Source organism: Belliella kenyensis (assembly GCF_022549675.1).
GTDB lineage: Bacteria > Bacteroidota > Bacteroidia > Cytophagales > Cyclobacteriaceae > Belliella > Belliella kenyensis.
In genome coordinates, this window is the sequence record NZ_JAKZGR010000011.1 from 45,142 (window position 1) to 68,554 (window position 23,413).

A 23,413-nucleotide genomic window follows, 5' to 3' on the forward strand; every position below is an offset into this window, starting at 1 on the left:
TCCATATTCGTTTTAAAAAAAATTATATAAGGCAACAAATTCCTAGCGATGAGCGAAAATAATAAAAGTAAAAAATTCATTCCAAAAACACCACAAAAGCCAAATGTCCAACTTTGGTTGATCATCACTGCTGTCATTGTGCTGATTGGTGTGACGTGGTTTCAAAAAAGCAATACAGTAATCAACATTACTAAAAGTAAATTTGAGGATATTTATTTGGCAAATGATGTATCAAAAGTAATGATCATCAGGAACCAAAACAGGGTCGATGTCACCTTGAAAGAATCAGCACTCGAAAATGAGCGATACAAAAGTGAACTGGAAGGTAAAAGTCCTTTCTTCAACCCAACAGGGCCACACTACTCTGTAGAGGTAGCAAGTGCTGAAAAGTTTGCTTCAGATTTTGAAGAACTAGAATCAAAAGTACCCGAGAATCAAAGGATAGGCTACAATGTCAAGAACGAAGAATCCTGGGGCAGCTGGTTCACTAGCTTTGGATTTATGATTTTGCTTTTCGTTCTCTTCTGGGTGATGATGAGAAGAATGGCTGGTCCAAGTGGTCCTGGAGGTCAAATTTTCAATGTTGGAAAATCAAGAGCTCAACTCTTTGATGCCGAAAATAAGGTAAAAATCACATTTGACAATGTGGCTGGCCTTGATGAAGCCAAAGAAGAAATTCAGGAAATCGTTGAATTCTTGAAAAATCCAGGGAAATTCACCAAGCTCGGTGGTAAAATTCCTAAGGGAGCACTCTTAGTAGGTCCTCCAGGGACAGGTAAGACTCTCTTAGCAAAAGCAGTAGCTGGTGAAGCTGGAGTACCATTTTATACACTATCAGGCTCTGATTTCGTAGAGATGTTTGTTGGGGTAGGCGCTGCACGAGTAAGGGATTTGTTCAAGCAAGCCAAAGAAAAAGCACCTTGTATCATCTTCATTGATGAGATAGATGCCATAGGTAGATCAAGAGGCAAAGGTCAGATGCCTGGATCAAATGATGAAAGGGAAAACACGCTCAACTCATTGTTGGTAGAAATGGATGGGTTCGGTACAGATACTGGGGTCATTGTATTGGCTGCTACAAATAGACCAGATGTGCTTGACTCTGCATTGCTGCGTCCAGGACGTTTCGATAGACAAATTAGCATTGACAAACCTGATATCGTCGGAAGGGAAGCGATTTTCAAAGTTCATTTGAAACCTATAAAAACTGTTACAGATGTCGATGCTAAAAAGCTTGCTGCCCAAACCCCAGGTTTTGCAGGTGCTGAAATCGCCAACGTGTGTAATGAAGCCGCACTTATCGCCGCAAGAAGAAACAAAGAAGCTGTTGACATGCAAGATTTCCAAGATGCGATTGACAGGGTTATAGGTGGATTAGAAAAGAAAAATAAAATTATTTCTCCAGAGGAAAAGAAAATTGTCGCCTATCACGAAGCAGGCCATGCTGTTGCTGGCTGGTTCTTGGAACATGCTGATCCTTTGGTGAAAGTAAGTATAGTACCAAGAGGTGTTGCCGCTCTAGGTTATGCACAATATCTCCCTAAAGAGCAGTTCTTGTATCAAACAGAACAACTAATCGACGAAATGTGTATGACACTAGGAGGTCGAGCTGCTGAAGAGATCGTATTTGGAAAAATCTCTACTGGTGCACTATCTGATCTTGAAAGAATTACCAAAATGGCTTATTCTATCGTATCCATTTATGGTATGAATGAAAAAATCGGAAATGTTTCCTTCTATGATAGCAAGAGTTCTGAGTACAGAATGTCAAAACCATATTCTGAAAAAACATCCGAAACTATAGATGAGGAAGTGAGAAAGCTAATAGGTTTTGCTTATGAGCGAACAATCAAGCTACTTACAGAAAGAAAAAATGAGTTAGAAATTCTAGCTAAGGAACTGCTTGAAAAAGAAATCTTGTTCCAAACAGATCTGGAGAAACTCATCGGAAAAAGACCATTTGGTAAAGAAACTACCTACGAAGCTTTTACAAGAAAAATAGAAGCCAATGAAAAGGCAGCAGCAGAAAAAGCGGCTTTGGACGCTGAAAAATCTGTAGAAGAATCTTCACAAGTTGGAGAAAATAAAGATTAATAACCATCTAAATGTGATCCACTCGCATTAATAATGCGTAGACAAAAAGTATCACAGATGTATTAAAACAATAAAGCCTGTCCAAATGGTCAGGCTTTATTGTTTATATGCTTCTCATAAGAAATTAAACTTTAAACATTGAGCTTACTTCTTATCACCTAATTTCCCTTTGTTCGAGTCAGAGCTACTACCACCATCATTCCCAGCAATGGACGACCTCATGTCTGTATCAGATTTGATATTCTCCATTCTGTAGTAGTCCATCACACCGAGTTTTCCTGATCTAAATGCCTCTGCCAAAGCTTGAGGAACTTCTGCTTCGGCCTCGATTACCTTGGCACGCATTTCCACTGATTTGGCTTTCATCTCTTGCTCTAATGCTACTGCCATAGCTCTACGCTCTTCCGCCTTTGCTTCAGCAACTTTCAAGTCCGCAGAAGCCTGATCGATTTGAAGTTTTGCACCGATGTTGGTCCCCACATCAATATCAGCGATATCAATAGAAAGAATTTCAAAAGCCGTACCTGCATCCAATCCACGTTCCAAAACGAGCTTAGATATTTTGTCAGGGTTTTCTAGTACACTTTTATGATTCTGAGCCGAGCCAATGGACGTTACTATACCCTCACCTACTCTTGCCAAAATAGTATCTTCCCCAGCACCTCCGACAAGCTGTGCGATATTCGCTCTCACAGTGACTCTCGCTTTTGCTATCAGCTGAATCCCATCTGCGGCTACTGCTGCCACATTTGGTGTATTGATCACCTTAGGATTTACTGATATTTGAACCGCCTCAAAAACATCCCTCCCTGCTAAATCAATCGCTGTTGCCTGCTTGAAACTCAAATTGATATTTGCTTTATCCGCAGAGATCAATGCCCTGATGACATTAGGTACATTACCTCCTGCCAGATAGTGTGTTTCTAATTCATTGGTAGTCAAATCCAACCCAGCCTTAGTGGCAGTAATCAGTGAATTGACGATAATACTTGGCGGTACTTTTCTGATACGCATCCCAATCAACTCTCCAATTCTAACCTTTACCCTAGCAAAAATTGCCGTTATCCAGAGATTGACTGGTACGAAGTACAAGAAGACAAAAAGAAGGATCAGCGAGCCGAATGCTGCAAATATAATAATGGCCGAACTTGAATTTTCCATGTTTTAACTTTTTACAATGATAGTATTATGATCCAATTTAGTAATAATTAATTTTTGTCCCACTGAAACATAGCCAGAATCTGATTTTACTTCTAAAATTTTCTCTCCAAAAGATCCCTTTCCAATCGGTCTCAAATCCGAAATGGCTATTCCTTCCATCCCTATCTCAAGCCCATCCATTCTTCCATCAAAACTTCGTCCCTCTACTGTATCTTGAAGAGCAAATTTAGTCCAGACTCCTGATTTAAATCCATAGATGATCGCTCCTAAATTTAGTATAAAAGCCATGGAAAAAACCAACCATGCAACATTCGACTCCAAAACTGAAAATCCATAAATTACACCAACTGCCGAGATCGCAAATCCCATCACTCCAATAATCGTAGTGCCTGGTATAAAGAAAATCTCAGTAAGGATCAATATCAAACCTATCCCCACAAGTGTGAGTAAAACCATCCAAATCATGAAATTTATTTTTTAGCTTTTAACAGTTCTTAAACTTATGAAATTCAATCATATAATCCTCAAAAATAATCGCATCATTTTAAATTTTGACTCAAAATCAGCATCCTAAAAACTAATTTTTGGTTTAACGAAAATAATTATAGTTACAGCATATTTACATCTGAATTTTATAGATATATTCGTAGCAAAAATCCAACTCTAATATATGAAGAAAGCATTACTCAAATCAGTCCCACTGCTTTTAATTTCAGTACTGGGCATTACCCTCAACTCCTTTTCTCAAACACTTAAATCACCGCCCGAAGACAAAGCATTAGTTTATTTTGTAAGGTCAAACGGAACAGGTGCATTGATCAATTTCAAATTCTTTGATGGTGAAAAGTATCTAGGGAAATTTAATGGTATGAAGTACTTCATCTATGAATGTGAGCCTGGTGAACATGTATTTTGGGCAGCATCTGAAAATAGATCTTTTGTAGAAGCTGAACTCCAAAGTGGAAAAACATATGTTATTGACGTAAGACCAACACCTGGAGCTATGAAATCGGCAGTAAAATTAATACCAGTAACTGCTGACAATGCGAAAGCCATGAAACATATCAATAAATTGATTTCTAAGAAAGAGCCAATTGATTTAGATGCTAAAGATTTTTCTAACGAAGCAGAAGACCTTGATTTTTTTATACAAAACGGCTTAAAAAAATACATGAATGACCGATCAAAAGAAAAATCTATAACTCAACTAAAACCCGAGCATGCACACAACTAACAAGATTATCAGTAAATTATTATCAGCTTCATTAATCATGATCATGCTGATTTTGTCAAATATTGCAACTGCACAAAACCTAAGTTCTGAAAAAGGAACGACATCACTAGGGATAGGTTTAGGCCTACCTTATGGTGGAATCATAGGAGGTAAGCTAAGCCATAATGTTCAAGACAATTTTTCTATTTTCGGTGGACTGGGATACAACTTTATTGGAGTAGGTTTCAATGCAGGTTTGACATACACTGTCCCTACCGAAAAACTAACGGAATTGTACTTCACAGGCATGTATGGATATAATGCAGTCATAAATATCGAGGGAATGCCTCAATATCAAAAAACTTATTATGGTCCATCTCTAGGCTCAGGATTGAAATTTAACTCTAGAAGAAAAAAGGGCTCTTATTGGGATTTAGGTATCATGATTCCAATCAGAGGATCTAATTATAAAAATGACATAGAGGATATTGAAAACAATCCGATGATTACCATAGAAACTAAGCCTTGGCCAGTTCAGTTTTACTTTGGGTATAATTTCACCATAGGATCAAAAAATTAACATTAAAAATCCCAAAAGATTCAAACTTCTTTTGGGATTTTTTTTACCCAAACAGTCCTGAACTCAGGTAACGATCTCCTCGATCACATGTAATACACACAATAAAGCCGTGTTCTAGCTCCTTAGATAACTCAAGAGCTGCATGCAAAGCTCCTCCACTACTCATACCCGCCAAAATCCCCTCCTCTATAGCCATTCTCCTCGTCATTGATACTGCTGCCTCTTCACTTACGTCTATTATCATATCAACCCTTGATTCGTCATAGATTTTGGGCAAAAACTCAGGTGACCATCTTCGGATCCCTGGGATGTTCGAACCTTCAGTTGGTTGCGTCCCAACTATTTGAATAGCCCTATTTTGTTCTTTGAGGTATTTCGACACTCCCATGATAGTCCCCGTTGTCCCCATAGCTGAGACAAAATGACTTACCTGACCCTGAGTATCTCTCCATATCTCAGGCCCTGTAGTATGATAATGTGCTAGATAATTATCTTCATTTGAAAACTGATTTAGCATAAAATATCCGTCACTTGCTACCATTTCTTCTGCCAAAGTCCTCGAATATTCTATTGTCTTTTCGGCAGGTGTCAAAATCACTTTTGCACCATACGCTTCCATGGAAAGTATCCTTTCCTTCGTAGAGTTGTCGGGCATCACCAAAGTCATACTTACCCCTAAAAGATTCGCCACCATAGCCAATGCTATACCAGTATTCCCGCTAGTAGCTTCTACAAGCCTATCTCCCTTTTTTATATCTCCTCGATCTAGTGCTGACTTAATCATGTGAAAGGCCGCTCTATCTTTGACGCTCCCAGCAGGATTTTGCCCCTCTAGTTTACAAAAAATCCTTACCTCTTTATTATAAGAAATATTAGAAATCTCCACAATTGGAGTGTTGCCTATCAATTCAAATAGTCTCATGATTTTAATTTTAAAGCTTGCACTCAGCTTTCTTGATCATTCTTAAACACATACATATCTGTCTGATTCTTTCCTGCATCATGCATTTTGGCTTGATAATATATCTTACTATTAGCAGGGATACTTTTGGTAAGCCATACATTTCCACCGATGACAGAGTTTTTACCGATGACGGTGTTACCACCTAATATGGTCGCTCCTGAATAGATCACTACATTATCTTCAATAGTAGGATGACGCTTGATATCAGCATCCTCCTTGTGAACACTCAGAGCTCCTAAAGTCACTCCTTGATAAAGCTTCACGTGGTTTCCAATCACAGTAGTCTCGCCTATGACGAGTCCAGTACCATGATCTATACAGAAATGGTGACCGATACTTGCACCTGGATGTATATCTATTCCTGTCTTACTATGTGCATATTCTGTGATGATTCTTGGTATCATCTTCACGCCCAAAAGATACAATTCATGGGCAATCCTGTACGCTGCAATCGCATAAAATCCCGGATAGCATCTTAGGATCTCTGCTCTAGATTTCGACGCAGGGTCACCAGCAAACATAGCATCCACATCTTGATGGATAAGATCAAAAACACTAGAAAGTTGATCAAAAAACAAATCACTCAATATTTCCCCATCTCCTTGGTGTAAATGTTTGTTTTTACATAAGATATCAGCTAATTGATGCTTAAGTACCAATAGGTTTTTTTCAACATCTTGCTCATTGAGAAGTACCTCCAAAGTGAACTCAGGAAAAAGAAGACCCAATAGTGAGTCAAAGTAAGTCTGAATCAATTTAGGAGAAGGACACTCGGGACAATCTTGATGTGATTTAAATATTTTTTCAACTAACGACTTCATTTTTTTGGGGTGGTTTAAGATCAAAAAACAAAACCCACACGGATCACATATGGTTCATTGTAAGGTGATCTTAAGTTGTCATGCATTAAATTATAAAGGAGGGTAAAGTTGGCCCCACCTCTATTTCCGAAAGGGGTAAAATAACCTGCGCCTACAAAAAATGATGGAACCCACTCTCTATTGAATTCATTAGTATTCCTATTAAATAAATCAAAATTCAATGCTTCATATTCCGTATGAGCAAAAATATTAGGCAATACATTGTATCTTAAAAAGGTCCTTCCACCATAAAGACTCCTATTTCCACTTGCATTGATAAATCTTCTGTCGTCGAAGTATTGATATGTCACTCCAACTCCACCCGAAAACTTGTCCGTAATCATTGCTCCTACCAAAGGAGAAACATCAATAAAAGTAATCGTCCCAAATTGAGCTGCAAAATTACCTCCAAAATACAACCTATCCACTAATGGAGGGTTCTCTTCTGGATCGATGTATCGTTGAGCTTTTGCACTTTGCACTTGTATAAATACACTTAAAAACAAAGTACATGAAAATACGAAAAGATTAATCTTGGACAATGACATATAGATCTTCTGTTTTTTTCTTCATGAGATATCTTTCACGAGCAAACTTCTCTAAGAGTTCTGTATTGCTCATCAATTCCTCTCTATCTTGACGGACTTTTTCTTTTCGCTCCAAAAGATACTCCTTTTGATTCTCAAGATCATTGAGCTTGGAACTCAGTTTGAAATGTGTTAGAAAATCATTTGAATCTATAAAAACCATCCATAACACAAACAAAGCTGTGAATATGAAGTAAAAATTCTTGGTATATTTAAGATACTTTTTCATGTGATCAAGATTTGTATTCAACTGCTACTCTAAATGATATGCTTGAAACTAGGCGAATAATACTGAAAATCGAATCTATCATTTTAAATTTTCTAACAAATCTAATATTCAACTTTCTGAAATGAGCATTCATTTCATCGGATCAATACTCTTCACCGTACCTCACCAGTATTTTACAGAACAAATATAGACAATTTGAAAGTATAGAAAAACCTCATAACTAACTACTTTGAAATAAACAGTCTTTCTCGTACAATGATTGTATAAGGTTTTATTTAAATATTTGAAGACGCCTTGATGTAGCTGCTTTTCAAAAGGCAACAATTACATCATGTCTAAATCTAAAAACATCACGATAATGCTTGCTCCATGTCTTCTATAAGATCTTCCAAATTCTCTAACCCTACAGATAGTCTTATCAAATTTTGAGGTGTCTTGGTATTTGGACCTTCGACAGCGGCTCTTCGTTCGATCAAACTCTCTACACCACCCAAGCTCGTGGCATTGGTATAGTACTTCAATTTCCCTATTACTTGATCAGCATATGAAGCATCTCCCTTTACCAAAAAAGACAACATTCCCCCATATCCTGACATTTGACTAGCCGCAATCTCATGTCCTGGATGATCTTCCAAACCTGGATAATATACCTTTTCTACATTTTTGTGAACTTGTAAAAATCTAGCGATATCAATGGCATTGCGCTCATGTCCTTTCATTCTATATGGAAATGTCTTGATACTGCGAGTCAACATATAGCAATCAAATGGAGAGGGGACAGCCCCTCCTGTAGTTTGCACAAGTCTAACACGACCCCACAATTCATCAACATGCTTTGTAACTAAAGCCCCACCAAGAATATCGCTATGTCCGCCAAGGTATTTGGTTGTGCTATGCATCACTATTGACGCGCCTAAGTCAAGCGGATTTTGAAATGCCGGAGTTGCAAATGTGTTGTCACATACTACTGGAATATCTTTGATCTTTGCAATCTCACAAATTGCCCTAATATCTGAAATTTTCAAAAGTGGATTAGAAGGAGTTTCAAGCCATATCAGTTTTGTATTTTCCTTGATATACTTCTCCACTTGCTCTGGATGTGTCATATCTACAAAATCAACTGACAAAACTCCCTTAAAAACATCAACCAATAAATACCTCAAACCATGGTACATATCATCTGGGGCAATCACATGGCTACCTGCAGGAAGTGCTTGGAACACACTCATACCTGCTGCATTTCCGGAAGAAAACGCAGCTGCTTCCTGACCACGCTCTAGTTTAGCTAGTACATTTTCCAAAGCAAGCCTGTTTGGATTGGATGCTCTTGTATAGATCACTGAATCAGCGTGATGCTCAAATGTGGTCGATAGGGTGATTGGCTGCACAGCTGGTCGGTGGCTATCCGTGATTTTGGTGCCTGCATGTATTGCGATAGTTTCGATTTTCATCCTGTGATAATTAATTTTAGTATAGAACAACTAATACTTATTGATAAAGAGGTGAGAACCATCTTGTATATTCCTTCGGTGAAATCCACTAGGAAAAGCCACAATGTATATTCAAATCTAGCTCTCCTCATTTAATGCACCTTAAATAAACCTCAGGTGCTTTTCAATATTGTAATTTGGAATATCAATATGATTTCTGGTTGACAATCTCTAGGATCGGCTGACCAGAAGCTCCATTTGGTAGACGAGTGCCTAGCATAATCGCAAGGGTTGGTGCGATATCCGTTATGGTTGTGTACCGTGCACTTTTTCCTGACTTCACATTCCACCCCATCATCACTACTGGCACATGGGTATCGTAAGTGTACCCAGTTCCGTGTGTCGTTCCTCTAAATGAACTACTCAACCATGCAGGCTCCAAAATCAGCAACAAGTCTCCAGACGCTTTGTGATTATACCCCATTTGCAGTAAAGAACTTTTTCCTTTGACATATTCATTTCGCCTCATATCAGCTGCTGTATAGACTTCCTTGACACCATCAAATCCTAACAAGAAATCAGCTAAAGCCCTTTGAACATCTTCTACCTTTACACCTTTTTCTTTGGCAAGATCATGGTTGATAAACACTTGTTCGTTGGAATAGTTGACAATCCAATTTCCCTCACCAAACATCTGAGAAGTAAAACCTCTCATTTGTGTCAGCACAAACCTCGTATTGAAGTTACCAGAAGGGACATTTTCGGACTGCATATAATTTACAATGTCCGCCACGGCATGGTCAGCTGTCAAAAATACCAGGTACTCCCCTGCGCCATATTCATTGTCCAAGAAATCAAAAAACTTCTCTAAATCCCTATCCAACCTCAAATAATTGTCCTCCAGCTCAACAGAACTTGGTCCAAACCTATGTCCTATATAATCTGGGGAAGAAAAACTGATTGCAAGCAAATCCGTCTCCCCTCTTTTCCCAAGCTGCTCTCCTTCGATGGCCGCATAAGCCATTTCTAGAGTCATAGTATTCCCGAAAGGTGTCGTAGAGATCAATCCATATTCACCATTGTCTTCCATGAGAGCTTTCAAATCGTAAGGAAAAGCGGTGTTATCTTTACCGATGAATGGACCTTCAAAATCATTATCATCTTCAATGCTTTGCACATAAGTGTCTATAGGGAAAAGCGTTTCCCAAGTACCACTCAAGTATTCATCCGCCAACTTTTTTTCATTGAATGCCTTCACCCATGCAGGAAGCTCTTCATAATAATATGTAGAAGTCATGAACTCCCCTTTCTTGCTATCAAACCAATAAGCATCCCCCAAGTGACCCGCTGGAAGCGCCGCTCCCCTATCTTTTATAGCTATACCCACTGATTTTGACCGCTTGTTGGTCGCAAATCTCAACTCATCTGAAATGGTGGTAGACTTCATATTTCTTGGCGAAATTTTACCATTACCTTCGGTCCCTCCGACCGCGCTTACTGTACTATCACCAGCACAATAAATAGTTCTCCCTAAACTCCTCACATACCAATCGTTGGCAATAATACCATGCGTGGCAGGAGTAGTCCCCGTATAAACAGAGGCGTGACCAGGACCTGTGTAGGTCGGTATGTAATTGTAATGGGCATTGGTCATCATAAAACCTTCATTCATCAATCTCTTGAACCCTCCCTCTGTGTACCGCTCTTGGAACTTATAAAAATACTCTTGTCTCATCTGATCTACTACAATGCCTACTACGATCTTAGGCTTATTGGATTCTGATGAGACTTGGGCTGTAGCAATAGTATCTAGGGTAAGAAAGCTAAAAAGTGCTAATAATAAATTTTTCATATCTGTGTATTTGTTTCAATTTGGACAAATATAAGCAATCCTACCAAAGGCTATGACACAAGTCATGTAAGAATAAATTTCAAACACATTGAGTCTTAAATTTGACCAGTGGTTTTAACATGTTAAAAATGAAATGTATCTTTCCTATTCGTTTTAGCTAAATTAAATTTATGAAAAGGAAATCATTACAAGTTTTACTTGTAGCTATCATTTCAATATTTGAAATTGCTTCTGTTCAGGCACAAACATGGTTTGACGACGGACTAAGCCCAGAGTTCCATAAAGGGAGACGTGACCTTTTTCGAGAGAAACTCCCTGAAAATGCTGTGGCCGTTTTCTTCACCAATCCCACAAGAAACAGGTCCAACGACACGGAGTTCGACTTCCGACCCAACTCCGACTTTTACTATTTGACAGGGTTTAGAGAACCAAATGCAGCTCTGATTATTTTCAAAACCCCACAAAACATTGATGGAGAAGTGGTTTCAGAAATGATTTTTGTACAACCAAGAGATCCAAGGACTGAGCAATGGGATGGAGAAAGACTAGGAATAGAAGGTGTAAAAGAGAAGTTAAAGCTCAACCATGTATATCTCAACAGTGATTTTCTTAAATCACCTGAAGTAGATTTTTCACAATTCTCTCAAACGCTCGCATTCAATACCCCAGAAATAGAAGGCGGCAGGCATAATGCTATCTTGAAATCAATGGTTGATTCTTTCAAAGCAGTCAATCCTAGTCCAGCAAGACCTGCTGATCAGATTTTGAATCAAATCATGCACCAAATGAGAGGTGTAAAAACCGCTGAAGAAATCGAAATGATCAAAAAAGCGGTTGAAATATCAGGAAAAGGCCATATAGAAGCCTTCAAATCAATCCAACCTGGTGTATCAGAAAGGGCGATACAAGGAGTCCATGAATTTGTACATAAAGCGCTAGGAGCTGAATACGTGGGCTATGGATCTATCGCTGGAGCTGGAAACAACTCCACCATACTTCACTATGTCTATAACAGTGTAAGAGATTTGCAAGAAGGTGTGATCCTGATGGACATAGGAGCTGAATACCGGGGCTATTCAGGAGACATCACTCGTACAGTCCCTATCAAAGGCAAGTTCTCTCCTGAAGAAAAAGCCATCTACGAAATCGTCCTCAAAGCACTCGAAGAAAGCACCAAGGCCAGCAAACCAGGAACTGACTTCAGAGCCATCGGGCAAATTTCAAAAGAAATCGTGGATGAAGGACTTGCCAAACTTGGCATCATCAAAAAAGGAGAAAACCACAGCTACCTACCGCATGGCATTAGCCATCATTTGGGTTTGGACGTACATGATAGAGGTGGATATGGTCCATTAGAGCCAGGGATGATCTTTACTATAGAGCCAGGCATCTACATTCCAGAAGGATCAGATTGCGATCCAAAATGGTGGGGTATTGGCATCCGTATAGAGGACAACATTTTGATAACAGAAAATGGTTATGAGAACCTTAGTGAATTTGTTCCAAGAACTGTGGCAGACATCGAAAAGGTAATGAAAGAGGAAGGTGTGTTGCAGAAGTTGATGAAATCGATGGAGTAATATAGAGCATTGTACAAAGTATCAAGTACGAAGTACCAAGTATTAAAAACAAAGTATGATGTACATTGAGGCAAAAGTAAGTGTAAGATTAAGCAAGTTGAATTAAATATGTAATAAAACAAAAACTTCATAGAAATCGCCTTAGGAAAACCCTTCGAGGGTTCGGGGTTGAATAAAATTTATTTAATCAAATTAGACCAATGGCCTTAGAAAAAGATTAACCCTCGAAGGGTTCTTGTGCTCAAGGATTGTAAAAGTGATTTCCCTGAACAAAACCGCTGATTCATTTAGATTCAGCGGTTTTTATTTTTTACCTAAAATCTGCAAGAGAATATTGTTTTCGATTGATTTATAGCAACAATAGATCTTCTAGGTTTAACTGGCCCACTTACTTTAAGTGATTGGTAATCAATAAAAACCTAAAAGGTCTGTGGATTTTATGAAATCCTTAAATAAAGTATATTGCCCTTTCAGAGCACAATTAAGTGAGATGTATTTACACGCTAGGCTTCTCCTAGCGTTAGCATATGAAAGGCTTTCAGCCTAAATAAGCTCATAGGACAAAATAAAAATCCAAATATCTCATCTATATTTCAATTGTATTTCAACCTTATTTCCACTCATATTTCCATTATATTTCCAAAGTATTTCAAAAAATATTTCAATAGTATTTCACAACTCATGAATTAGGCTTCTTCCATTCAGGGACAATTTGAAAATACTTTTCATGCCACTAACCAGCCTAAAGAAAAAAGGGATACGGAAATGTGAGTTTTGAAATTGTAGATTACAATACTTTGTACTTAATACATCGTACTTCGTACTTAACACATCGTACATGGTACTTCATCACTCAACATCCCACTTAATCTTTCTTTTTCAAATCCCCTCTCTTGATAGATTGGATAAATTGTGACCAGGCAAATGGATCAAGCAACCTGAATGGTCTCGGACCATATCGATCCTGAATCTGCATAATCTGACCTTGTTGGAATCCTCGGAAATTTTCATTCCCAGATGCTGGCATGTTTTCAGCCCAACGCAACAAAGTCTCTGGACTCAGACTACCTCGGGAATCTATGGCCATTGGCGCTTCATAGTTTATTGCCAATACAGCTCGTTTGAATTCCTCTTCTGTAGGATAAGGCATCACTTCAATCTCTGCTAGAGACATTTCATCATCTTGCATGGTCAAGATCAAACTGATTTTATCTTCTGCCACATTATCAGGAACAGCAAAAACTTGACGTTTCAATCCGATGAAACTAAATACAACTGAATCACCTTCCAATACTGGCATGGAAAAATATCCAAATCTACCTGAGCTCGTGCCCCTCCCTTTTTTAGGCACATAGATATTGACACCAGGTACGGCATCTGTGCTATCAGCATTGAGAACAATACCTGACAACTGAATCACTTTTCTATCCTTCTGATCTTGAGCTTGCGCTGGCTTAAAAAAGACCACCAAAAATAACAAAATCGAAAATGAAGCAATATTTTTTATAATTGTGTCCAAATTTTAGCGTTTTATTTTATTTACGGCCTAAATTTAGGCTATGTTTAAATCACGGTATAATAATAGCCTATTTTCACATCATTTACTTAATTCATAACCGAATTTCTCTGTTAAAAGTTATTAATGAGACTTAAAAACATCAGTTTGAGTTACGGAATGCGGATATTCAAAGCATTATCCGAAGAACCTCGTGTAAGGATCCTTCACTTGCTCATTCAAAACAAAGAACTCTCGATTTCTGATCTTGAACATATCTTAGATTTCACTCAAACGAAGACAAGCAGGCATTTGATATACCTAAAAAACGCAGGCTTGGTAGCAAGCAGAAGAGTGGATCAATGGACTTTTTACTACATATTAGATGAAGCAATTGAAATCATTCAGCAGACTTTTAAGTTTATTCAAAAAGACCCTAATCTTATCAAAGATCAGGAAGTTTACCAAATCTTATTTTCCAACAGAGAACTTGCCATAAACAAGATTCAAAACAACCCATACAGAAAGTAGCAGCTTTGAAAAAATACCAACACATTTTCTTTGACTTAGACCATACCCTCTGGGACTATGATCGCAATGTACAAGAATCTTTATCAGAGATTTTTGATCATTTTGAATTAATTAACTTCGGCATCACGAATGCTGCTCATTTCATAAAGGGCTTTTATCAAGTTAATTACAAACTCTGGGATCTATACAACCAAGGTAAAATTGATAAAATTGGCTTAAGGGAATCCCGCTTCAGGTTGATATTCGAAGAGATCAAAGCTACATCACTTGAAATACCTTCGGAGCTTGAGCTCGATTTTATGCACAGGACCTCCACGAAGCAGCATTTGCTTCCTTATGCATTGGAGATATTGGAATACCTAAAACCCGGATATCCCATGCACATCATCACCAATGGCTTCAATGAAAGCCAAGAAAAAAAACTCATCGCATCTGGGCTGACTCCTTATTTTGATTTGATCATCACCTCTGAGACAACTGGTCACAAAAAGCCAGATGCTAGGATTTTTCATTATGCCTTGGAAAAACTAGGAGTCACCAACGACAAAGTCCTAATGATTGGTGACAATCCCAATTCTGACATTCTAGGTGCTATCAATGCCAATATTGATCAAGTGTACTTCGACCCTTCGGGAAAAGGCTGCGATTATAAGCCTACTTACACCATTTCACATTTGAAGGAATTGGAAAGTTTACTATAAAAACACCAACTTTCACTCTAATTTTAAAACAGGCTGAAATTCAAAAATCATATAAAATCCATTGATCCAAAGGCATTCCAGTCCATGTTGCTTATATTTGTAACATTCAGAAATCATATAAAATCCAAATAGAAATGCTTAAAGGTTTTTTCAATGTTCCGGCACCGAAAAACGAACCGGTAAAAGCTTATGCACCTGGGTCACCAGAGAGAGCTGAGCTTCAAAAGACACTAAAAGAATTGCGATCTCAAGAAATCGATGTACCTATGTACATCGGATCTGAAGAAGTGAGAACTGGCAATAAAAAACCCATGTCTCCCCCACACGATCATCAGCACATCTTGGGATATTTCCATGAAGGTGATGCATCCCACGTAGAACAAGCCATCAACGCAGCTCTAGGAGCAAAAGCCGCTTGGGAAACGATGGAATGGGAACAGCGCGCAGCTATTTTCCTGAAAGCTGCAGACCTTCTAGCTGGACCATATAGAGCAAAAATCAATGCTGCTACCATGCTTGGTCAATCTAAGAATGCTTTTCAAGCAGAGATTGATGCTGCATGTGAGTTTATAGATTTCTTAAAGTTCAATGTACAATACATGACCGAAATCTACGCACAGCAGCCTCCAGTATCAGGTGATGGCGTATGGAATAGAGTAGAGCAAAGACCATTAGAAGGTTTTGTATTCGCATTGACACCATTCAACTTCACCGCAATTGCAGGAAATCTCCCAACTTCTGCAGCCATGATGGGTAATACCATCGTATGGAAGCCTGCTTACACACAAATCTATTCTGCAAAAGTTCTGATGGATGTGTTCAAAGAAGCGGGAGTTCCTGACGGAGTAATCAACCTGATCTATGTAGATGGCCCAACAGCTGGAGACATCATTTTCAATCACCCAGACTTCGCTGGAATCCATTTCACCGGATCTACAGGAGTTTTCCAACATATCTGGAAGACAATCGGTGAAAACATCTTCAAATACAAATCATACCCAAGAATCGTAGGAGAGACTGGTGGAAAAGACTTTGTCATTGCGCATAAATCAGCGAATCCAAAAGCAGTAGCTGTAGGATTATCAAGAGGAGCTTTTGAGTTTCAAGGTCAGAAATGTAGCGCTGCTTCAAGAGCCTATATCCCAAACAACATCTGGGCTGATGTGAAAAAATACTTGCTCGAAGACCTTTCATCCATGAAAATGGGACCTACAGAGGATTTCTCCAACTTTATCAATGCTGTAATAGATGAGAAATCATTTGACAAAATCAGCAAATACATCACGGAAGCAAAAGGTGCTGAAGGTGTTGAGATCATATCGGGTGGAAATTTCGACAAGTCAAAAGGCTATTTCATAGAACCTACTGTGATCGTCACCCAAGATCCAATGTACAAGACCATGCAGGAAGAAATCTTCGGTCCAGTATTGACGATCTATGTGTACAATGCAGAGCATTTCGAAGAAGCCCTGGAGCTGGTGGACCAAACATCTCCATACGCCCTTACAGGAGCCATCTTCTCTACTGACAGGTATGCCATCGAGTTTGCTACCAAAAAACTCCGAAATGCAGCAGGTAACTTCTACATCAACGACAAACCAACAGGAGCAGTGGTAGGCCAGCAGCCATTTGGAGGTGCAAGAGCTTCTGGAACCAATGATAAAGCTGGTTCAATGATCAACTTGCTAAGATGGGTATCTCCAAGAACAATCAAAGAAACATTTGTATCACCTGTGGATTATAGATATCCGTTTTTGGGTGAGGAATAAGAAGAGAGGCGAGAGATTAGAGGCGAGAGTTTTAATGTGTACTAAGTACAATGTACTAAGTACCAAGTAAATTCAATCTACAATCTCTCGTAGAAGCAAGATACAAGAGTCAAGAACCAAAAGACAAATGTGAAAAGAGATTGGACAAAGCCCTGTGTAGTCAATAGGTACATGCTTATACAAAACCAATCAAACACCCCAAGAAGATTTTCTTGGGGTGTTTTTTTTATTGCATAAAAACTATATATTTAACTAAACTATCTTTTACACATGAGGCATATATACATTTTCGCAATACTTCTTTTGACAAATTGCACCACCAAAAACTCTGAAATATTGGTGAAAAATATTTCAGAATTAGAATCGGAAGACATTATTATTAACAAACCATCAGACTCCAACATTTTAAGAATCAACCAAGTCATATCATGGAATAATAAAAAACACTTAGTCAATGAGCTTGTAAACAAGTATGAGTTGTATGATTTAGAGAATGGTAATAGAACTTTTTCATTTCAAATCCCAATGGAAGGTCCCGGTGCCATGAAGGGAGGCATGAATGGATCTTTTGTGCATTCCCCAAATACTTTTACGCTTTTCAATCAAACTGGCTATCTACATCAATATCATGAAGGAGAACTCATTCATAAGCAAAAAATCCCCCTCGATGAAATATTGAATTTCCGCTTCACTCAGATATCCAAAAAAACAGGAAACTTGATATTCACCCCTTCAAATAGTCTTCAAGTGTTCCTAAATCCATTTGAGCTCATGACCGCAAGTGGTGGTTTTGATCCAGACTTTAGGTCATGGGTTTTGGAGATTGATAAAAATACTGGGATAAAATGCATTTCTGACTTCAAAGCCCCTTTTGATGAGTCCTTTCATGATAGCCCAAGTGTTACTTTGACAACAGGAGTAGTCAATATAGAAACCAATGACTACTGGTTCATGTTTGCGCTCTCTGACTCAATCTATCAAGTCCAAAATTGTAAAATCATCAATAAGAAAAAGCTGGTAACAAGTGAGCCATTTAACTACTATCCAGACTTAGTGAAAAGAAATGGAATGAATGCACAGTGGAATCCCAACCCTAGGAGCTACCAAAATCTCAAGCTTTTCTATGATGAAAAGTCAAGCAAGTTCTATCGTCTGGTGCAAACACCAACACAAATCAATGAAGATGAACTTCAAAGTCTTGATATACGCATGGCTTCAAAAATCAAACAAACTTATAAAATCCTAGTATATGATCTCAGCTGGAAATTGGAAGGTGAACTTAAATTCACCTATCCTGAAGGCACATCCCTTGAGAGTTGTTTTGTAGACAATGGTTTTCTCTACCTCAACCATCCCGAACAAAATAATGAAGATGAATACATCTTAACAAAATACAGCCTGATTAATGCAAAAGACTGAAAAATTCCGTCAATTAAATTCAGACATTCTGAAAAAAAAACAGTATATTTAGTTGTCGTCTTTTAGCATTTAATTGATATGAAATACCCCACTTTGCTCACCCTTTTCCTACTTTTATCCCTAAGTCTTTCATGTAGTCGTAACGCTAATATCAATCAAGATTTCACGACCTTATATATCGAAGCTGAAGATATTAAAGCACTTGATGAAATAATTGAAGACATTATATTTCTTCCCTTTCAATATAAAATAAAAATTTAAAATCCCCTTTTAAACCTCTGAGTCCTCTCCCTTACTAACTTTGAGAAAATCACTGTCAATCCAATCTCTCATTTCTGCAAAGCTCTCTCCTCAATCAGCCAAGTAAACATCATTTGCACATTGAATATAGTCTACTTCTACTTTTTCGCCACTTTGACTTTTAGAAAAATATCTATAATTCCCTTCTTCATCTGGCTCAGGATCACGAGAGATAGACCAAAGCCTAGACTTACCATCTTCAAGCATCACCCTGTAAGTAAATACACCTGTTTTTTTATTCCTCCTCACATCCTGATCGATCACATAAGACAGCTGAGTGCCCGAATCGTCAAACTCCTTCAAGTACACAATACACTCTCCACTCAATTCTTCAACTTCAGTACAAGAACTAAAGCTGATCAATAGGAATAAAAAGATTACACTTAATTTTTTCATAACACCCTAACTATAACTACTCAAAAATATAAATTCAATTTGAAAATCAAGCATTTTCAAACCCTCTCTTTCCAAAAAATAAAACACTGCCAATCAGAAAGACGGCAGTGTTTTAAAATTTGATAATTAATGAATATTATGGCTCAAGTGCAGCTACACCTGGAAGCACTTTACCTTCCATATGCTCAAGCAAGGCCCCTCCACCAGTAGAGACATAGGATACCTTATCTGTAAACCCGAACTTATTGACAGCGGCGGCTGAATCACCGCCTCCGATAAGTGAGAATGCTCCAGCTTGCGTAGCTTCTGCTACTGCTTCTGCTATCGCTACAGTACCATGAACAAAGCTACTCATTTCGAATACGCCCATTGGCCCATTCCAAAGGACGGTTTTTGAATTTTTTACTACTTCTGCAAATTGCTTTCTAGTGTCTGGTCCGATATCCAAGCCCATCCATCCATCAGGGATTTGACCACTTACTGCCACTTTTTGCTCAGCATCATTGGCAAAAGCTGTAGTGATCACAGTATCTACAGGCAGGATTAAGTTTACTCCTTTTGCTTTAGCTATCTCCATCAATTCTAGCACGTAGTCCATTTTATCAGCTTCGCACAAGGAGTCACCGATTTGACCACCTTTAGCTTTGGCAAAAGTGTAGGACATACCACCACCAATGATCAAGTTATCTACCTTATCAAGAAGCTTTTCAATGATCAAAATCTTATCAGAAATCTTCGCTCCTCCCATAATGGCAGTGTATGGTCTTTGTGGTTCTTCTAAGACCTTATCTGCATTTTCTAATTCAGATTGTAATAAGTACCCACTCACTTTGGTATCAAAGTACTGAGCAATCACCGCTGTAGAAGCATGAGCCCTGTGAGCTGTACCAAATGCATCATTGACATATACATCACCTAAGGCAGCAAGTTTCTTTGCAAATTCCTCATCACCTTTTTCTTCTTCCTTGTAAAATCTCAAGTTCTCCAAAAGCAAAATCTCACCTGGCTTCAGCCCTGCTGCTAGCTGCTTAGCTTCTTGACCAATACAGTCTGGAGCAAACTTCACTGAAGTTCCAGAAAGCTTCTGTAGATCAGAAATCACATGCTTCAATGAATACTTATCTGTAGGACCATCTTTTGGTCTTCCTAAGTGCGACATCAAAATGGCAGAACCGCCATCTTTGAGGATTTTTTGAATGGTCGGTATAGCTGCACTTATTCTAGTGGCATCTGTGACATTTTGATGCTCATCTAGCGGAACATTAAAATCAACCCTGATCAGGGCTTTTTTCCCTGAAAAATCTAAGTTGTCAACGTTTTTAATTCTTTTGTTCATGATTAATGGTTTTATTAGGTTTTTTAGTATTTGAGTATTCAATATATGATTGTACGCTTCTTTGCCAGTAAATCAATTTATTGACTCATTCGGTGGCTAATGGTCAATATCCACAAATATCAAATATCAATTAATATCGGTATTTAGGTAAATCGGATTTTCTCAATGTTACTGGCAAAGTTCCCTATATACATAATTCAATTTTTCACCGAGGCTCTTTTCAACCTGTCGTTGATTGCTCTACCAAGGCCTTCTTCTGGCATAAGCTCTGCTAAAATTACGGAAACATCCACGCTATCCAAAATCCGCATCCCTGCAAATAACATTTTTGCCGCTTCTCTTAAGTCACCCTCTGGACTTAAAATCACTTTTTTGGAATCTGGCATTTCAGGAAAATCCTTTTGCAATGTCAATATTGCAAATTTCTCCCCTTTTTCACGGTAAGAAGCTACCAACTCATCAATATTGCCAATGACAAATGGTTTGGAAGGAGCATAATGGCTTTTCAATTGTCCCGGAGCCTTTGGATTACTTGAAGAGTGGGCCATCACTTTGATCTCTCCGACCACCTGTTCTATGCTAGCAATATCAAGTCCACCAAGTCGATAGATGGTAATTTCTTCCGCTTCCAAGCCTACAATAGTACTTTCTAATCCTACATCACACTGTCCTCCATCGAGTATATAAGGGATTTTGTCACCTAACTGATCATCCACATGTCTAGCTAGTGTAGGACTAATATAGCCAAAAGGATTGGCACTTGGCGCAGCCAATGGAAAATCCAGTATCTCAAGCAATGATCTTGTCAAAGGGTGTGAAGGGATTCTCACCGCCACAGTATCGAGTCCACTGGTAACCAAGTCAGGCACATTGCTTTTCCTAGGTAGGAGCAAAGTCAAAGGCCCAGGCCAAAAAGCATCAGCCAATGGTTTTAGTTTAGCTGGTATATGTGTCACAAAACCCTCCACACGATCTACACTTGAGGCATGTAGAATCAATGGGTCAAAGTTTGGCCTATTTTTAACTTCAAAAATCTTCGCAACAGCATCTTCGTCAAATCCATTGCCAGCAAGTCCATAAACTGTCTCTGTGGGTAAACCTACTAGTTCACCTGAAGCAAGGATTGCTTTCGCTTTATGAATGTCTACACCAAAATCAGCCATTACTCTTTACAGAAATCGTCAATCCATGTCTGCGCATCTGCATAGCCTAAATTGAGTGCCATTTTCAAATTGGCACATCCTTCTTCCTTTTGATTCAGTGCACTCATCTGAGTTACACCCAAAAGGTAATATGCTGAGCCATTATTATTATCAAGATTGATCGCATTGATCAATGATTCCATCCCACCGAGTGGGTCATTATTTCCAAGTTGTGCTTTGGCTTTATTGAAATGTACCAAAGCTTGGTCAGGTGTAGCTTGAAGCGCCATATCAAAATCCATAATGGCATCTTCATACTCTTCTTGTGCCAAAAGAGCCAATCCCCTGTTGTAATACACATCTACTTGCTGCGCATCCAATCCACTAGCTACATTATAGTCACGAATAGCTTCTTTGTATGCTTTTTTCTCCAAATAGGCATTCCCCCTATTGAAAAAGGGCTTGTAAGAAGTAGAATCTAGTCGGATAGAACTGGTGAAGGCTTTTATAGCTTCATCAAACTTTTGTTGTTGAAAAAGTGCAACTCCTTTTGCATTGAATGCAGAAGTATTCTCTTCATTCTTCTCTATTACTTTATCGAAATACCCTACTGATTTATTGTATTCTCCAGCTTCAAGCTGACGTACTCCTTCATCAAAGAGTTCTTGTTCACTTGCACCACATGCAGCCATCATCAATCCAACTACTACCAAGATATAGATTCGTTTTACTAACATTCTCTTATTTTTTCGCAAAGATAATGAATTATCTAGCTAGACATTGTCATTTTGCATTTTTGAAGCATAGGACTCAGGCACTGCCACAGGCTTCATGGTATTCAAGTCTACAGACACCATGGTCACTTGTGCTACAGCATACACTTTATGCTTCCCTTCCAAACTTACTCCACCTAGGACTTGCTCAAGGACAAATGAACTCGATCCTATTTTCACGCATTTGACATAGGCCTTTACTTGATCTCCGAAGTGAATCGGTGTCTTATAATCCATATTGACATTGGCCACTACTGTCCCAAACTTCATAGCATCCCATTGACAAGTTTTATGCAAATACATGGCACGAGCATGCTCAAGATAATTGAAATAAATACCATTGTTCACATGCATATATCCATCAATATCCGAAAATCGAATCTGAATATCCTCCGAAAAAGAAAAGGAGGAATTCAAGTCCTCCCACTTAAAATTGTTCATATGTTTAAATTACGTATTCTGATCTACTGGTTTTTTCTAACATTCTTAAGATTGAGGGATTATAGCCCACTACATCTTCTACAGTATCGAAAGGCACCCAAGCGAGATCCTTGCTCTCACTACTCAATGTAAGAGGTTCATTCAATTCCGCCTCAATTAGATACCTCACATCATAATGAAAATGTTCTGGATCATCTCCTCTTTGCGGAATAATGTGCTTGTCAATGTCGAAAATTCCATTCCCTACCAATCTCAAAGATGTCAACCCGCTTTCTTCTCTAGCTTCTGTCATGGCCACTTCGAGCAGGTTTTCCACCCCATCTGCATGTCCTCCTAGCTGCAGCCATCTGTTGAGTTTTCTGTGTAGTGTCAATAAAGTATGGGTACGAAACTTGTCCACAATCCAAGCAGATGCGGTAAAGTGACCTTGTTTTCTTGAACGTAAAAAAGCATCTTCATCAAAAGTCAATTCTATAAATTCTGAGGCAAAAGCTTTTTCTTCATCAAAAGGCGTCCTGTAGTTCTCAAGGCTTTGTCTTAATATTGCTCTATCCATCTGG

23 protein-coding genes are annotated in these 23,413 nt (G+C 38.6%); 8 read left to right on the top strand and 15 right to left on the bottom strand.

All coding sequences use genetic code 11. From position 1 onward, the window contains the following. Positions 1-48 precede the first annotated feature (48 nt). Positions 49-2,094 carry an ATP-dependent zinc metalloprotease FtsH gene (ftsH, locus tag MM214_RS12440; RefSeq protein ID WP_241295952.1) on the top strand — a complete coding sequence of 682 codons (2,046 nt, stop codon included), beginning with the start codon at positions 49-51 and terminating at the stop codon, positions 2,092-2,094. A 144-nt stretch (positions 2,095-2,238) separates the two neighbouring features. On the opposite strand, the gene floA is transcribed toward ftsH, so the two are convergent. Together floA and MM214_RS12450 are read right to left on the bottom strand one after the other, a co-directional pair. Next, positions 2,239-3,255 carry a flotillin-like protein FloA gene (gene floA, locus MM214_RS12445; RefSeq protein ID WP_241295954.1) on the bottom strand — a complete coding sequence of 339 codons (1,017 nt, stop codon included), beginning with the start codon at positions 3,253-3,255 and terminating at the stop codon, positions 2,239-2,241. Between the two features lie 3 nt (positions 3,256-3,258). Then, positions 3,259-3,720, bottom strand: coding sequence for an NfeD family protein (locus MM214_RS12450; RefSeq protein ID WP_241295956.1), 462 nt, complete (start codon positions 3,718-3,720; stop codon positions 3,259-3,261). 205 nt (positions 3,721-3,925) lie between these two features. Between MM214_RS12450 and MM214_RS12455 the strand changes: the two genes are divergently transcribed. Together MM214_RS12455 and MM214_RS12460 are read left to right on the top strand one after the other, a co-directional pair. After that, positions 3,926-4,489 (top strand): DUF2846 domain-containing protein, encoded by a 564-nt coding sequence (locus MM214_RS12455; RefSeq protein WP_241295958.1) that lies wholly within the window; start codon positions 3,926-3,928, stop codon positions 4,487-4,489. Continuing rightward, positions 4,476-5,048, top strand: coding sequence for a hypothetical protein (locus tag MM214_RS12460; protein WP_241295960.1), 573 nt, complete (start codon positions 4,476-4,478; stop codon positions 5,046-5,048). The genes MM214_RS12455 and MM214_RS12460 overlap by 14 nt, the downstream gene beginning before the upstream one ends. A 43-nt stretch (positions 5,049-5,091) precedes the next feature. Here MM214_RS12460 and cysM read toward each other — a convergent pair whose 3' ends face one another. The 6 genes from cysM to pafA all read right to left on the bottom strand — a co-directional run bounded on the left by cysM (position 5,092) and on the right by pafA (position 10,970). Next, entirely contained in the window at positions 5,092-5,970 is an 879-nt protein-coding gene (gene cysM / locus MM214_RS12465) for a cysteine synthase CysM (protein WP_241295961.1), read from the bottom strand. 23 nt (positions 5,971-5,993) lie between these two features. Beyond that, positions 5,994-6,833 carry a serine O-acetyltransferase EpsC gene (epsC, locus tag MM214_RS12470; RefSeq protein ID WP_241295962.1) on the bottom strand — a complete coding sequence of 280 codons (840 nt, stop codon included), beginning with the start codon at positions 6,831-6,833 and terminating at the stop codon, positions 5,994-5,996. 20 nt (positions 6,834-6,853) lie between these two features. After that, positions 6,854-7,420: a hypothetical protein gene (locus MM214_RS12475; RefSeq protein ID WP_241295963.1), complete on the bottom strand. Its 567-nt coding sequence runs from the start codon at positions 7,418-7,420 to the stop codon at positions 6,854-6,856. Next, positions 7,401-7,688, bottom strand: a complete 288-nt coding sequence (locus MM214_RS12480) for an FtsB family cell division protein (RefSeq protein ID WP_241295964.1) — start codon at positions 7,686-7,688, stop codon at positions 7,401-7,403. The genes MM214_RS12475 and MM214_RS12480 overlap by 20 nt, the downstream gene beginning before the upstream one ends. Positions 7,689-8,038: 350 nt before the next feature. Continuing rightward, the gene (locus tag MM214_RS12485; RefSeq protein ID WP_241295965.1) at positions 8,039-9,139 is read right to left on the bottom strand and encodes a trans-sulfuration enzyme family protein; all 1,101 of its coding nucleotides are present in this window, start codon (positions 9,137-9,139) and stop codon (positions 8,039-8,041) included. Between the two features lie 184 nt (positions 9,140-9,323). After that, the gene (gene pafA / locus MM214_RS12490) at positions 9,324-10,970 is read right to left on the bottom strand and encodes an alkaline phosphatase PafA (RefSeq protein ID WP_241295966.1); all 1,647 of its coding nucleotides are present in this window, start codon (positions 10,968-10,970) and stop codon (positions 9,324-9,326) included. Positions 10,971-11,140: 170 nt separating this feature from the next. Here pafA and MM214_RS12495 point away from each other — a divergent pair, with 170 nt between their 5' ends. Beyond that, positions 11,141-12,550 carry an aminopeptidase P N-terminal domain-containing protein gene (locus tag MM214_RS12495; RefSeq protein ID WP_241295967.1) on the top strand — a complete coding sequence of 470 codons (1,410 nt, stop codon included), beginning with the start codon at positions 11,141-11,143 and terminating at the stop codon, positions 12,548-12,550. A gap of 865 nt (positions 12,551-13,415) precedes the next feature. Here MM214_RS12495 and MM214_RS12500 read toward each other — a convergent pair. Continuing rightward, positions 13,416-14,060: a carboxypeptidase-like regulatory domain-containing protein gene (locus MM214_RS12500; RefSeq protein ID WP_376856741.1), complete on the bottom strand. Its 645-nt coding sequence runs from the start codon at positions 14,058-14,060 to the stop codon at positions 13,416-13,418. 132 nt (positions 14,061-14,192) lie between these two features. On the opposite strand from MM214_RS12500, the gene MM214_RS12505 reads away from it, so the two are divergent. The 4 genes from MM214_RS12505 (at position 14,193) to MM214_RS12520 (ending at position 18,465) form a co-directional block, all read left to right on the top strand. Continuing rightward, positions 14,193-14,576, top strand: a complete 384-nt coding sequence (locus MM214_RS12505) for an ArsR/SmtB family transcription factor (protein ID WP_241295968.1) — start codon at positions 14,193-14,195, stop codon at positions 14,574-14,576. 5 nt (positions 14,577-14,581) lie between these two features. Further along, positions 14,582-15,277: a YjjG family noncanonical pyrimidine nucleotidase gene (locus MM214_RS12510; protein ID WP_241295969.1), complete on the top strand. Its 696-nt coding sequence runs from the start codon at positions 14,582-14,584 to the stop codon at positions 15,275-15,277. A gap of 134 nt (positions 15,278-15,411) precedes the next feature. After that, positions 15,412-17,046 (top strand): L-glutamate gamma-semialdehyde dehydrogenase, encoded by a 1,635-nt coding sequence (gene pruA, locus MM214_RS12515; protein WP_241295970.1) that lies wholly within the window; start codon positions 15,412-15,414, stop codon positions 17,044-17,046. 270 nt (positions 17,047-17,316) lie between these two features. Continuing rightward, on the top strand, positions 17,317-18,465 hold the full coding sequence (locus MM214_RS12520) for a hypothetical protein (protein ID WP_241295971.1): 1,149 nt from the start codon (positions 17,317-17,319) through the stop codon (positions 18,463-18,465). 351 nt (positions 18,466-18,816) lie between these two features. On the opposite strand, the gene MM214_RS12525 is transcribed toward MM214_RS12520, so the two are convergent. The 6 genes from MM214_RS12525 to MM214_RS12550 form a co-directional block, all read right to left on the bottom strand. Beyond that, entirely contained in the window at positions 18,817-19,161 is a 345-nt protein-coding gene (locus tag MM214_RS12525) for a hypothetical protein (RefSeq protein WP_241295972.1), read from the bottom strand. A gap of 136 nt (positions 19,162-19,297) precedes the next feature. After that, positions 19,298-20,497 (bottom strand): phosphoglycerate kinase, encoded by a 1,200-nt coding sequence (locus tag MM214_RS12530; protein WP_241295973.1) that lies wholly within the window; start codon positions 20,495-20,497, stop codon positions 19,298-19,300. A gap of 197 nt (positions 20,498-20,694) precedes the next feature. Next, positions 20,695-21,660 carry an L-threonylcarbamoyladenylate synthase gene (locus MM214_RS12535; protein ID WP_241295974.1) on the bottom strand — a complete coding sequence of 322 codons (966 nt, stop codon included), beginning with the start codon at positions 21,658-21,660 and terminating at the stop codon, positions 20,695-20,697. Further along, positions 21,660-22,376, bottom strand: coding sequence for a tetratricopeptide repeat protein (locus MM214_RS12540; RefSeq protein WP_241295975.1), 717 nt, complete (start codon positions 22,374-22,376; stop codon positions 21,660-21,662). Before MM214_RS12540 ends, MM214_RS12535 begins: the two co-directional genes overlap by 1 nt. A 36-nt stretch (positions 22,377-22,412) precedes the next feature. After that, a complete protein-coding gene (locus tag MM214_RS12545) occupies positions 22,413-22,853 on the bottom strand; it encodes an acyl-CoA thioesterase (RefSeq protein WP_241295976.1) in 441 nt (146 codons plus the stop codon). Positions 22,854-22,857: 4 nt separating this feature from the next. After that, the gene (locus MM214_RS12550; protein ID WP_241295977.1) at positions 22,858-23,409 is read right to left on the bottom strand and encodes an NUDIX hydrolase; all 552 of its coding nucleotides are present in this window, start codon (positions 23,407-23,409) and stop codon (positions 22,858-22,860) included. Between the last annotated feature and the right edge of the window lie 4 nt (positions 23,410-23,413).